Raw genomic sequence first — 12,177 nt, 5'->3', positions numbered from 1 at the left:
TGCGGGGTGTGCCGGGCCGACCCGGCCGCCGCCCGCTCATCGCGGCGCCGCCGCGGCCGTGTGCGCCGAGGCGCGCGAGAGCGTGGTCAGGGCGTGGGCCGCCAGCGCCAGGGCGGCGGCCGCACAGGCCAGGGCGGGGACGGCCGCCGGCGGCAGGGGGAACCGGTCCAGCAGGGCGGTGGCGAGGGCCACGGCCTCGGTGGCGCAGGCGAGCCCGGTGCCGATGGCGGCCGGGTCGGGGTGGCCGTGCACCGCGAGCAGGCGGGCGGTGAACAGCAGCAGCGCGAGCGCCGCGGGCGCGGCCAGTGCGGCGGCCGTGAACGAGGCGCCTGTCACCGCGCGGGCGGCGCACAGCAGCACGAGTACGCAGGCGAGGAAGAGCGCGAGCGTGCCCGCCAGCAGCGGCCGCACGGCGCCGCCGAACTCCTCCAGGGTGCGGCTGTGCAGCAGATGCCCGCGGGAACGCACCGCGAAGCGGTGGGCGCACCAGACGGCCGGTGCGAGGGAGAGCGCGAGCGCGGTCAGCTCCGCGGCGTCCGCGGCGGGCAGAACACCCCCGGCGAAGCCGTCGACGGCGCGCGGCCCGAACAGCCCGAACCCCACCAGCCAGCAGCTCCACACCACGCCGCCAGGGCCCGTGCCGTACGGCGCCCGCAGCGGTCCGCGGCGCAGGGCGGCGAGCAGCGCGAGCAGGAGCAGCGGCACGGCCACGGCGACGACGGTGACCGGTGGCAGCACGCGCAGCGCCCCGCTCGCGGCGGCGCAGACGGCGCCCGGGGCGAGGGTGAGCAGCAGGCCGGGGCGGTCCACGGGCAGACCCGTGGCCGGCGGGGCGATGGCGCGGGGCACCCGGGCGTAGAGCTCCTCGGCGAGGGTGAAGACGTCGCGGTGCCGGAAGCCCCCCGCGACGCGGTCGGTGACGCCCTGCGCCTCCAGTCCCGCCACGATCTCCAGCGGGTCCACCGCCTCGGCGCACAACTCCTGGTGACGGTGCATCAGAGCCCGGACGGGGTCGGCGGGGCCGCGTTTGCGGGGGCCGCTCCTACGGGCGCCGGCTTCGGTCTCCTGCACGTCGCTCATGTGCGCTCCCGCCTCTCGGCTCCGGCGTACGCGGGCTCGCGCGCGGCGAGCGCCCAGGCCGGCGCGGCCGTCCAGCGGCCGGGGACGTGGGATTCGGCGGGCCTTCCGAAGGGGACGGGGATGCCGTCGGGATCGCGCAGCGGGGCGTGCCGGCCGGGCGCGTGGGCGACCAGGTCGAGGTAGATCTCGCGGAACGCCGCCAGGTTCCGCTCGACGGTGAAGAGCTCCAGGGCGCGTTCGCGGGCGGCGGCGCCGAGCCGCTGCCGGCGTTCGGGGTCGCACAGCAGGGCGACGCAGGCCTCGGCGAGCGCCTTCGGGTTGCGCGGCGGCACGACCAGACCGGTCCCGCCGATGACCTCCCGTACGGCGCCGACGTCCGTCGAGACGGTCGCCCGGCCGCAGAACATGGCCTCGACCAGGGTGACCGGGAATCCCTCGACGACGCTGGAGAGGACCACCACGTCCCCGGCCGCGTACGCGTCGGGCAGCGCCGGGGCGCCCGGCGAGCCGAGCTCCTCGAAGGTGACCGGGTTCTCCCCCGCGGTGACGGCGTCGGCCGCCTCGTCGGGGAAGAGCTGCGCCGCCAGGGAACGGCACTGCTCCAGGTACGCGGGGTCACCCTCACCGGCGAGGACGACGCGCAGCCGTGCTCCGGGCTCCTTCTTGCGCACCTCCCCGAAGGCGTGCAGCAGCCCGACCAGGTCCTTGCCCGGGTCGGCCCGGCCGACCCACACCAGCGCCGGGTCGTCGCCCTCGGCATCGGCCGGGGGCTCGGGCACGGACCCCTGGTAGCCGGGGTAGACCGTACGGACGCGGTCCCGGTGCGCGCCGCAGTGCTCCTGCCAGCGGCGCGCGTGGGCGTTGCCCGGGGTCACGAGGGCGGCCAGGCGGTACGCCTCGCCGGCGAGGTGGCGGTGGAAGGCGGCGAGCAGGGCGCGTACGGGGGCGGACACGCCCGCGGCGCGGTGCAGCAGCAGGGTCTCGCGCAGCCGCACGCCGTACTCGGTCACCAGCAGCGGTGTGCCGAAGAACCGTTTGGCCAGGAGGGCGGGCAGCAACGCGGTGCCGCCCGTCACGGCGTGGCAGAGGTCGGAGGTGGCGAGGGCGTCGCCGAAATCGTCGTACCAGGGCGCGGAGAGCGGCCGCAGCACGCGCTCCAACTGATCGGCGGCGAGCAGGAGGTCGCCCACGCCGGCCTCCCCGGCCACGGGTCGCGCGCCGGGCGCCCGGCAGACCTCCTCCAGCACGCGCACCGCGTGCTCGGAGCGCAGCAGCGCCGGGACGCCGCCGTCCTCGCGGGCGAGTTCGGCGAGGCCGTACAGCGCGGAGGCGAAACGGTCCTCCGCACCATTGGCCCCGGCGTCCCCCGCCAGCACCCCGACGAGGTCCCGGTACCGCTCCAGCGCCTGCGCCCGCCGTCGGCGGGCCTTGCCGGGCCCGGCCCCGGGCCCTGGCCCCTGGCCCCACAACGGCAGCGTGCGTACGTGCCGTACCTGGGGCGGCAACGGCAGCATCCCCGCCGCCTCGGCCCGTTCGCTCCGGCCGAGCGCGTACACCGCGAACTCGTGCCCGGTGAGCCCGCGCACGAGCCGGTCGACCCAGGCGCCCCCCTCACCCCGGGCGTACGGATAACCACCCTCCGCGAGTAATGCGATACGCACGTCTGCCCCCTCTCGGCACCGGTCTGTTCGGGCGCGATGACCGTATTCCGGCGAAGTGGGGGCACGACGGACGGTTGTCCGCCGTGCCACCGAAAGGGGTGAAGAGACGTGACTTTCCCCGGCGTTGCGCGTTGGGACCGAGTAGACGTTCGCCGGATGGTCCCCAAGGGAACGGAGCGCGTCCGCGCGGCCGTGGACGTGCACGGCGTCGAGCTGTGGCCCGAGCCGGAGGACGCCGCCTGACCTCGCGCGAGGCGGGGCACAGGGGTGCGCCCGTCCGACCGGGCCGGGCGCGCCCCGGCCGCCTCAGGCAGTGGCCGCCAGGGCGCCGCGGGCGGCGCGGCGGGCGGCGGCTTCCTCCGGGTCGAGCACCGGGACCGCCGCGAGCAGCCCCTTGGTGTACTCGTGCTCCGGCGCCTCGTAGACCTGCCCGGCGGGCCCGTACTCCACGACCCGGCCCGCCCGCATCACCGCGACGTTGTCGCTGACCTGGCGCACCACGGCCAGGTCGTGGGCGATGAAGACCAGCGCGAGTCCCAGTTCCCGCTGCAGGTCGCCCAGCAGCGCGATGACCTGGGCCTGCGTCGTGACGTCGAGTGCGGACACCGGCTCGTCGCAGACGATCAGCCGCGGCTCGGGCGCCAGCGCCCGGGCGATGCCGACCCGCTGGCGCTGTCCGCCGCTGAACTCGTGCGGGTAGCGGTGGTACCAGCCGGGGTCGAGCCCGACCCGTTCCAGCAGTTCCCGCACCCGGGCGACGATCGCGGCGTCGTCGAGCACCCCGGCCGTGCGCAGCGGGTCCGCGATGGACTCGCCGATGCTGCGTCGCGGGTTGAGCGAGGACACCGGGTCCTGGAACACCATCTGCAGCCCCGGCGCGCCGGGGCGCGCGCCCGGCCGCCGCAGCTCGCCGCCCGTGGGCTCCAGCAGCCCCACGAGCATCCGCCCCAGCGTGGTCTTGCCGCTGCCGCTCTCCCCGACGACGCCGAGCGTCTCGCCCGCGCGCACGGTCAGCGAGACGCCGTCGACCGCCGCGACCTTGGCGCCGCGCCGGCCGAACTCGCGCCGCACGTCGACGGCTTCGAGCAGCACCTCGCCCGCGGCGGCGGCACGCGGCTTCGCCGTCCCCACCCGCGGGACGGCGGCCACCAGGTCCCGCGTGTACGTCTGCCGGGGCGCGCCCAGCACGCTGCCGACCGGTCCGCGCTCCACGGCGCGGCCGTCCTTCATCACCAGCACCTCCTCGACGCTCCCGGCCACCACGCCCAGGTCGTGGGTGACCAGCAGCAGCCCCATCCCGGTCTCCTGCCGCAGGTCGCCGAGCAGGTCGAGGATCTGGGCCTGGACGGTGACGTCCAGCGCCGTCGTCGGTTCGTCCGCGACGAGCAGCCGCGGTTCGCAGGCGAGCGCCATGGCGATGAGCGCCCGCTGGCGCATGCCGCCGCTGAACTCGTGCGGCCGCAGGCGGGCCCGTCGCGGGGCGTCGGCGATGCCGACCCGGTCGAGTACCGCGACCGCCCGCTCGCGGGCCGCCCGCCGGGACGCCTGCGGGTGGTGCACCCGGTACACCTCGGCGATCTGGTCGCCGATCGCGTAGTAGGGGTCGAGCGAGGACAGCGGGTCCTGGAACACCATCGCCGCCAGCCCGCCGCGCAGCCCGCGCAGTTCCTTCTCCCCCGCGGTCAGGACGTCGACGCCGGCCACGCGCACCGAGCCGCCGATCCGCGCGCCGCTGCCGCGGTGCAGTCCCAGCAGGGTGAAGGCGGTGGCGCTCTTGCCGCTGCCGGACTCGCCGACGATGCCGAGCGCCCCGCCCCGCGCCACGGAGAAGGAGAGCCCGTCCACGGCGCGGACGGTGCCCGTGCCGGTGGGGAAGTCGATCGTGAGGTCCTCGACCTCGATCAGCGGTGACGTCATGCCAGCACCACCCGTCGGTCGGCCACCGCGTACAGGACGTCCGCGAGGGCGTTGGCGAGGACCACGAAGAAGCCGGTGACGAGCACGAGCCCGACGACGACCGGCAGGTCCTCGGTCTTCACCGCGTCCACCAGGCTCTTGCCGAGCCCGGGGATGCCGAAGAGCGACTCGGTGAGCACCGCACCGCCGAACATCGTCCCCAGGTCCAGCGCGGTCAGCGCGATGACCGGCGGCAGGGCGCCGCGCAGCGCGTGCCGGCCGACGATGGACCGCTCGCTGACGCCGTAGGCACGGAAGGTGCGCACGTGGTCCTCGGAGAGCGTGTCCAGCATCGAGCTGCGGGTGAGCCGGGAGTACTTGGCGCTCTCCAGGATGGCGAGGGCGAGCCAGGGCAGCACCAGGTTCCACGCCCACTGCTCGGGGTCCTCGGTCAGCGGGACGTAGGACGGGAAGGGCAGCCAGCCCAGCACCGAGACGAACAGCAGCATCAGCAGGATGCCGATGATGAAGACGGGCACGGCGTTGCCGGCGAGGGTGAGCGCGGTCAGCAGGCGCTCGGTGAGCCCGCCGTGGCGCAGCGCCGAGAGCACGCCGGTACCGACGCCGATGACCAGCCACAGCACCATCGCGCCCAGGGAGAGCGAGGCGGTGGCCGGCAGGCGCTGCGCGAGCAGCGCGGTGACCTGCTCGCCGCTCTGGTACGAGAAACCCAGGCACGGGGCGCCGCAGTGCTCGGTGCCGACGCCGGTGCTGATGTCGGAACCGGCGAACAGGCCGTGCAGGAAGTGCGCGTACTGCGCGAAGGCGGGGTCGTCGAGGCCGAGCTGGGTGCGGACCTGGGCGACCTGGTCCGGGGTGCACTTGGGCCCGCAGGCCAGTTGTGCCGGGTCGCCGGGCAGGACGTAGAAGAGCGCGTAGACCGCGACGCTGAGCACGAGCAGGACCAGCGCGGCCGCGAGCAGCCGGCGGAGGGCGAAACGGGCGAGGAGCGTCACGACCGCGCCTCCTTCCGGCGGCGCACCACGGCCCGCAGGCGACTGCCCGCCCGCGGGTCGAGGGCGGTGCGCACCCCGTCGCCGAGCGCGGTGAAGGCGAGGACGGTGACGAAGATCAGGCCTGCGGGCAGCAGCACGTACGTCGGATCGGCCTGGTACCAGGTGGTCGCGGAGGAGAGCATCTGACCCCAGGAGGGCGTGGGGGGCTTGACGCCGATGCCGAGGAAGGACAGTCCGGCCTCCGAGGCGATGTTGGAGGGCACCAGCAGCGCGCTGTACGTCACCACGGGCGCGGCCAGCGACGGCAGCAGTTCGCGGCGGGCGATCCGCCACCAGCCGGCGCCGCCGAGCCGGGCGGCGGCGACGTAGTCGAGGGACTTCAGGCTCAGCGTCTGGGCCCGGACGATACGGGAGGTGCCGCCCCAGCCCAGCAGGCCGAGGACGAGGACCAGCAGCACCGGACGGGGGAAGCCGGCCGGCACGATCGCCAGCAGGGCGATGGAGAAGACCAGGGTGGGCAGCGCCAGCATGACGTCGGTGGTCCGGCTGAGCAGGTTGTCCAGGAAGCGGTTGCCGAGCCCGGCGGCGAGGCCGACGGCGACACCGACGGCGATCTGCACGACGGTGGCGGCGACGCCGATGCCGAGCGAGATGCGCGCGCCGTACACCAGCCGGGCGAACAGGTCGCGTCCGGTACCGGGTTCGACACCGAGCCAGTGGTCGGCGCTCACGCCTCCGAAGGAGCCGAGCGGGACGCCGCCGAGGGCGGAGTCGACGGCCGAGGCGTGGTACGCGTCCGGGTCCTGGCCCTCCAGCGCGGCGAGCAGCGGGGCGGCGACGGCCACCAGGACGAGCAGGGCGATCACGGCGACGCCGGCGAGGGCGGCGCGCTGGGCGCGCAGCCGCCGCCAGAGCTGCCGGGCGCGGCGAGCACGTCGGTGGTGGTCACTTGACCGCGACCTGCGAGACGTCGAGGACGCCGGTCCAGTCGCTGATGACGACGTTCTTGACGTCCTTGCCGTACAGGCGCTTGTAGACGGGGTACGCCAGCGGCACGGTCAGCGCCTGCTCACCGATCTTCTTGTCCAGGGCGCCCCAGCGTGCGGCGGCGGCCTTGAGGTCGGTGAGCTTGTTGATCTCGTCGATCTCCTTGTTCACGGCCGGGTCGTCGAGCTGGGCGCTGTTGTAGTTGTAGCCGTCCTCGACGATCTGCCGGCCGTCGAAGATCGGCGCCAGGAAGGGGCCGCCGGACGGCCAGTCGGCGCCCCAGCCGGAGAGGAAGAAGCCCGGCTCGGTCTTCACGCCGTGGATCTTCTCGCTGTAGGCGCTGGACTCCAGGCCCTGGAGCCGGACGGTGATGCCGGCCTTCTTCAGGGCGTCCTGCAGGGCGGTGGCGACCTCGGGGCCCTGTTCGTCGCCGGCGCTGCTGTCGTGGGTCAGCGTGACGGTCAGACCGTTCGGGTAGCCGGCCTCCTTCAGCAGCTCCCTGGCCTTGGCGGCGTCACCGCTCTTGCCGGCCGGGAAGGCGTCGTACGGGGTGTGGCCGAAGGCCTCCTGCGCGGGCAGGAAGGTGGTGGCCGGCTCGGCGAGCGAGGAGCCGCCGAGGGCGTTGACGACGGTGGTCCGGTCGACAGCGTAGGAGATGGCCTGGCGCACCTTGGGGTTGTCGAAGGGCTTCACCTTCGGGTTGAAGGCGATGTAGTCGGTGTAGCCGAAGTGGCCGGTGCCGACGCGGCTCGCGAGCTCCTTGTCGCCGGTGATCCTGGCGAGTTCGGCGGCGGTGAGGTTGGTGTCGGTGGTGACCGTCGCCGCGTCCTTGCCGGAGCCGGCGGACAGCCGCTGGTTGATCACGGCGGCGTCGAGGCCGGAGCGCACGTCGACGCGGTCCGGGTAGGCCCGGCGCTCCTCGTCGGTCCTGGGGTCCCAGTGGGTGTTGCGCTCCAGGACGAGGTGCTCGCCGTCGTTCTCGTTGCTGACGACCTTGTAGGGGCCCGAGGAGAAGGGGTGGTTCTCGTACTTGGTGCCGGTGTCCTTGGCCTTGGGCACCGGGGCGAAGGAGGTCTGGGTGGCCAGGAACGGGAAGTCGCCCTCGGGCTTGTTCAGGTGGAAGACGATGGTCTTCGCGTCCGGGGTCTCGATGGAGGCCAGGCCGGCCTTGTCCTTGTACGGACCCTGGTAGTCCTTGCCGCCGACCAGCCAGTCGCGCAGGTAGGGGGCGCCCCCGGACAGTTCGGCGGCGAAGGAGCGCTCGATGCCGTACTTGATGTCGGCGGTGGTGATCGGGCTGCCGTCCTCGTACTTCAGGCCGTCCTTGAGGCGGTACGTCCAGACGGTGGCGTCCTTGTTGGGCGTCCCGGTGTCGGTGGCGAGGTCGGGGACGACCTTCGCGCCGGGCGCGCCGTTCTCGCGGTTGCGGGTGGTCAGCGTGCGGAAAACCAGTCCGGGGATGTTGCCGCCGCCGGAGGTGTAGAGCCGGGCGGGGTCGAAGTCCTCCTGCGGGGACTGGTTGAGGACGTACAGCGTGCCGCCCTTGGCGGGCTTGCCGCCGGCCGCCTTGGCCCCGCTGTCCTCCGGACCGCAGGCGGCGGCGCCACCGGTGATCGCCAGGACGACGGCTGCCGCTGCGAGGCGGCGGGGTGTGACGGACGGGTGAGACATCGAGGATCCCTTTCGCGGCTGCGAGATGGCGGAGGCAGGGCTGTGGAAGGCCCGCAGGCAGCGGCGACGACCTCATGGGGAGGCCGTGAAGGATCGATCGTGTGTCGAGCACTGTGCCCACGGGCGGGAAGGACCGGGGCGAGGGGGAAACGTGCCCTTTAAGCGCCCGGCACCGTGGAACACCGACACAGGATGTCGGCCACGCTGTGCCCGGCCACACCGATGAGCGCCAGCTCGATGCTGGCGTCGGCGTCTGCGGCGGGGCTGTGCGGCATGCCGAAAACATTGAACGATTAATCGCCCGATGTCAAAAAGCTAGCCCCGGGGGTAGGGCCAGGCGTTGGGCTTGCAGGTCAGGCCGCCGTAGGAGAGGAACTTCGTCTGCTGCATCATCACCGGGGCCAGGGCGCCCTGCTTCGGGCAGAGGACATGGCCGTAGCCGAGCCGGTGCCCGACCTCGTGGTTGATCAGCATCTCGCGGTAGGCGAGCATCCGGCCGGGGCCGTAGGTCTCCGACCCCTGAGCCCAGCGGTATGCGTTGATCATCGTCCGGGGAGTCGACGCCGCGTCACATGACACGTTGTCAACTGTCGTGTCGAGATCGGACTTGGCGCACCACGTAGCCGTGGTGCCGGGGCTGGCGAGCGTGATCACGATGTCGGCGTGGCCCGTTGAGACCCGTTCGAAGGTGCGGGCGCCGGCGTGTGCCCAACTCCGCTTGTCGTTCAGCGTCCTGTAGACCGCGTCCGCGAAGAGCCGTCCGTCCAGCGGCAGCCCCTTCTCGACGTCCACCCGTACGCGCAACAGCTTGCCCTTGCCGGGGGCCTTCTCGTGGCCGCCCACGGTCTGGAACCTCCCGGCCAGCCCCAGGTCCTGGTCGAGCGGATAGCGCCGGGTCATCGCCTGGTCGTAGGTGAGCGGGGCGGCGACCGCGGAAGGTGAGGCCGAGGGGGTCGCCCGGCCCTGGGAACGGGACGCCGAGTCGTCGGCGCCCCGGCTGCCGCCCGGTGCCGCGGTGGCGGACGAGTGGCGCTTGTCACCCCCGGTGGCCATCTGGCCCGCGGCGACGACGGCGAGCACGGTCACGACCGCCGCCGCGGCGGCGCCGCTGAGGGCGCGAGTCCTGCCGGCCTTCTTGGGCCGTTCGGGTTGTTCCCCGCTCTTCTCGGCCTCCTCGGCGCCCCCGACGGGTGCCCCGGATCCGGTGGTGGCGGAGGGTGCGTCGAAGGCCGCGACGAACTCCCGCCTCGGGCCGGGGACGTCACGGGCTCCCGCGCCGGGCGCCCGGCGCGGGCGCGGGAAGCCGGATATTCGCGGCGCGGTGAAGACGCCGGGGTCGAGGGGGTCGTCGTCCTCCGGGTACTCGGTGCCGAGGGCGGTCTCCGCCAGTTCGGCGGGCCGGGTCCCGCGCGGCGTGCGGGGCGGGGCCCAGGAGCCGGCCCGGCCCCAGGCCGAGTGCTCCCGGTGCTCGGGGTGGGAGTGGCCCGGCACGTCGTGGTGACCGTGCCCGGGGTCCCCGGGCCCGAAGCCGTCCTCCCGGCCGCCCGGCACGGGACCACCGGGCACCCGGCCCGGTCCGCCCGGCCGCTGCGGGGTCGTCGCCGCCGGGCCGGGACGCCGGCGGCGTCCGCTGCCCCAGCCGCCGCCGCCTATGCCCGGTACGTCGTCGCGGCGGCCGTCCCGGCCGCCCGGTGCGCTGTGCCTGCCCATGAAGTCAGTGATCCGTCCGCGCGTCCGTGGCGTCCAGCAGTTCGCGGAAGGCCCGCTCCACCGTGTCGGGGTGCTCCATCATCGCGACGTGCCCGCTGTCGGGGAGCGTGAGCAGCCGCGCGTCACGGAACGTCCGGGCGGCACGGTACGCCATCCGGGGGGCGACCAGCTTGTCCCGGCCCCCGTACACCAGCAGGGTCGGCGCGAGCACCCGCTCGGCCTGCCGCCACAGGTTGTGCTGGCCGCCGAGCGTGTAGGCGTCGACGATGCCGCGCGCCGAGCGGGTCAGCGCGTCCCAGAAGTACGGCAGCGCCAGCCGGCGCTCGTACTCCGAGGCGTGCTCGGCGAAGGCCTCCTGGCTGACCTTGGCCGGGTCGCCGTAGCAGAGCGCCAGCAACTGCCGGGTGCGCCGCTCCACGGACCAGCCGCGGGTGGCACGGGTCACCAGCATGGTCGCGCCCGGCAGCCCGAGGAACGCGGTCGGCCAGGCGCCGCGCTGCGGCGGCACCTCCGGCAGGGCGGGCGAGATCAGCGTCAGGGTGCGGACCAGGTCGGGCCGGGCCGCGGCGACCTTGGTGGCGACGGCGCCGCCCAGCGAGTTGCCGAAGAGGTGCACCGGCCCGCGCCCGGAAGCCTCCAGCAGGCGCACGACGGCGCGCGCGTGCCCCCCGATCGAGTAGTTGCCGTCGTCCGGTGGCGGGGAGTACCCGAAACCGGGCAGGTCGAGGGCCTCGCAGGACACGCGGTTCGCCAGCAGCCGCATCAGCGCGGACCAGTTGGCGGACGACCCGCCCAGGCCGTGCACGAAGAGCGCGGGCGGCAGCCCTTCGGCCTGCTCCGTCCGCGCTCGTACGGTCAGTGTCCGCCCGGGCAGGGCCACGGTCAGCACGGTCTCCCCGTCCCCCGCTCTGGCTCCCGAAGGCGGTACGGGCACGGCGGCGAGTGCGGTTTCGGGCGGCTCCGTCGAGGACATGGGGCAATGTTACGAGGTGATCACGCGTGCGCTCGTGTGTTCGCCCTCACACGCGTCGTGGCGATTCTCCGCATCTTCCGTCACCCTGCAGACCCCGTCCCTGTCTCCTACGCTCGCAGAAGGGGAAAGAGGGAAACAGTGGGTAGCAGCGGGGGACCGGCAGCACACGACCAGACGGGAGGTGCCCGTGTCCGACGACATCGAGACCTTCGACGACGACGCCATCGACGACCTGGAGGACGCCGAGGCCGACATCGAGGCGCCCGAGGCGGACATCGCCGAACAGCACCTCGAACTGCTGCAGCACCGCGACGTCCCGATCACCGAACGCCCGGACGACGCCGATCCCGCGGACGTCGCCGAGCAGCACCGGGTGGTGGAACTCGACGAGGACGACTATCGCTGAGTTCCGCTTGGTGAGAATGTGCGTTCGCACAGCGCATGCCCCCGCTACCGAAAAGTACGATGGCACCCGCAGCGCAGAACGACATCACTTGGGAGGCGGCGTGACAGCCATCGAGCAGACTGAGGCGCGCCCTCGCGGCACACGCCTGCCGCGCCGGGCCCGGAGAAACCAGCTGCTGGGCGCGGCGCAGGAAGTGTTCGTCGCCCAGGGTTATCACGCCGCCGCGATGGACGACATCGCCGAGCGTGCGGGCGTCAGCAAGCCCGTGCTCTACCAGCACTTCCCCGGCAAGCTCGAGCTCTACCTGGCCCTGCTGGACCAGCACTGCGAGGCCCTGCTGGACGCGGTGCGCACCGCCCTGGCCTCCACCACCGACAACAAGCAGCGCGTGGCGGCGACCATGGACGCGTACTTCGCGTACGTGGAGGACGAGGGCGGCGCCTTCCGTCTGGTCTTCGAGTCCGACCTCACCAACGAGCCGGCCGTCCGCGAGCGTGTCGACAAGGTCGCGCTCCAGTGCGCCGAGGCGATCAGCGAGGTCATCGCCGAGGACACGGGGCTGACCACCGAGCAGTCCATGCTGCTCGCCGTCGGACTCGGCGGCGTCTCGCAGGTCGTGGCCCGTTACTGGCTCTCCAGCGGCAGCTCCATGCCCCGCGAGACCGCGGTGCAGCTGCTGACGTCCCTGGCCTGGCGCGGCATCGCCGGCTTCCCGCTGCACGGCGCCGAGCACTGACACCGCCCGGCGACTGTTCGCTCTGGGCGTGCCCGTCCAGC

General features: G+C 73.8%; 10 protein-coding genes and 1 pseudogene. 2 read left to right on the top strand and 9 right to left on the bottom strand.

All coding sequences use genetic code 11. The annotated features are described in order from the left end of the window. Window positions 1–36: 36 nt before the first annotated feature. The 9 genes and pseudogenes from AC3EUJ_RS08290 to AC3EUJ_RS08250 all read right to left on the bottom strand — a co-directional run bounded on the left by AC3EUJ_RS08290 (window position 37) and on the right by AC3EUJ_RS08250 (window position 10,994). The gene (locus AC3EUJ_RS08290) at window positions 37–1,080 is read right to left on the bottom strand and encodes a hypothetical protein (protein ID WP_431960364.1); all 1,044 of its coding nucleotides are present in this window, start codon (window positions 1,078–1,080) and stop codon (window positions 37–39) included. After that, on the bottom strand, window positions 1,077–2,741 hold the full coding sequence (gene pelF / locus AC3EUJ_RS08285) for a GT4 family glycosyltransferase PelF (protein WP_431960363.1): 1,665 nt from the start codon (window positions 2,739–2,741) through the stop codon (window positions 1,077–1,079). Before pelF ends, AC3EUJ_RS08290 begins: the two co-directional genes overlap by 4 nt. A gap of 306 nt (window positions 2,742–3,047) precedes the next feature. Beyond that, window positions 3,048–4,658 carry a dipeptide ABC transporter ATP-binding protein gene (locus AC3EUJ_RS08280; RefSeq protein ID WP_431960362.1) on the bottom strand — a complete coding sequence of 537 codons (1,611 nt, stop codon included), beginning with the start codon at window positions 4,656–4,658 and terminating at the stop codon, window positions 3,048–3,050. Then, complete coding sequence (locus AC3EUJ_RS08275) at window positions 4,655–5,653, bottom strand: ABC transporter permease (protein ID WP_431960361.1); 999 nt, start codon at window positions 5,651–5,653, stop codon at window positions 4,655–4,657. Before AC3EUJ_RS08275 ends, AC3EUJ_RS08280 begins: the two co-directional genes overlap by 4 nt. After that, window positions 5,650–6,576 (bottom strand): annotated as a pseudogene (locus AC3EUJ_RS08270) (ABC transporter permease); the annotation flags it as partial. The pseudogene AC3EUJ_RS08270 and the gene AC3EUJ_RS08275, both read right to left, overlap by 4 nt. A gap of 22 nt (window positions 6,577–6,598) precedes the next feature. Continuing rightward, window positions 6,599–8,311: an ABC transporter substrate-binding protein gene (locus tag AC3EUJ_RS08265; protein ID WP_431960360.1), complete on the bottom strand. Its 1,713-nt coding sequence runs from the start codon at window positions 8,309–8,311 to the stop codon at window positions 6,599–6,601. Window positions 8,312–8,469: 158 nt separating this feature from the next. Next, a complete protein-coding gene (locus AC3EUJ_RS08260; RefSeq protein WP_431960359.1) occupies window positions 8,470–8,586 on the bottom strand; it encodes an Ms4533A family Cys-rich leader peptide in 117 nt (38 codons plus the stop codon). A gap of 40 nt (window positions 8,587–8,626) precedes the next feature. Further along, window positions 8,627–10,021: a DUF3152 domain-containing protein gene (locus AC3EUJ_RS08255; RefSeq protein WP_431960358.1), complete on the bottom strand. Its 1,395-nt coding sequence runs from the start codon at window positions 10,019–10,021 to the stop codon at window positions 8,627–8,629. Window positions 10,022–10,025: 4 nt separating this feature from the next. Beyond that, on the bottom strand, window positions 10,026–10,994 hold the full coding sequence (locus AC3EUJ_RS08250; RefSeq protein ID WP_431960357.1) for an alpha/beta fold hydrolase: 969 nt from the start codon (window positions 10,992–10,994) through the stop codon (window positions 10,026–10,028). A gap of 187 nt (window positions 10,995–11,181) precedes the next feature. Between AC3EUJ_RS08250 and AC3EUJ_RS08245 the strand changes: the two genes are divergently transcribed. Then, window positions 11,182–11,400: a hypothetical protein gene (locus AC3EUJ_RS08245; RefSeq protein ID WP_431960356.1), complete on the top strand. Its 219-nt coding sequence runs from the start codon at window positions 11,182–11,184 to the stop codon at window positions 11,398–11,400. Window positions 11,401–11,500: 100 nt separating this feature from the next. Further along, window positions 11,501–12,136, top strand: coding sequence for a TetR/AcrR family transcriptional regulator (locus AC3EUJ_RS08240; RefSeq protein ID WP_431960355.1), 636 nt, complete (start codon window positions 11,501–11,503; stop codon window positions 12,134–12,136). Window positions 12,137–12,177: the final 41 nt, after the last annotated feature.

This window comes from Actinacidiphila sp. bgisy160 (assembly GCF_057707815.1).
Note: the sequence above shows the minus strand (reverse complement) of the source record. Positions and strands in the feature narration are given on the sequence as shown.

What these genes read in the sequence shown, in the direction of transcription:
- AC3EUJ_RS08290 (WP_431960364.1), bottom strand. Translation starts at nt 1,080, where the DNA reads ATGAGCGACGTGCAGGAGACCGAAGCCGGCGCCCGTAGGAGCGGCCCC.
- AC3EUJ_RS08280 (WP_431960362.1), bottom strand. Translation starts at nt 4,658, where the DNA reads ATGACGTCACCGCTGATCGAGGTCGAGGACCTCACGATCGACTTCCCC.
- AC3EUJ_RS08265 (WP_431960360.1), bottom strand. Translation starts at nt 8,311, where the DNA reads ATGTCTCACCCGTCCGTCACACCCCGCCGCCTCGCAGCGGCAGCCGTC.
- AC3EUJ_RS08260 (WP_431960359.1), bottom strand. Translation starts at nt 8,586, where the DNA reads ATGCCGCACAGCCCCGCCGCAGACGCCGACGCCAGCATCGAGCTGGCG.
- AC3EUJ_RS08255 (WP_431960358.1), bottom strand. Translation starts at nt 10,021, where the DNA reads ATGGGCAGGCACAGCGCACCGGGCGGCCGGGACGGCCGCCGCGACGAC.
- AC3EUJ_RS08250 (WP_431960357.1), bottom strand. Translation starts at nt 10,994, where the DNA reads ATGTCCTCGACGGAGCCGCCCGAAACCGCACTCGCCGCCGTGCCCGTA.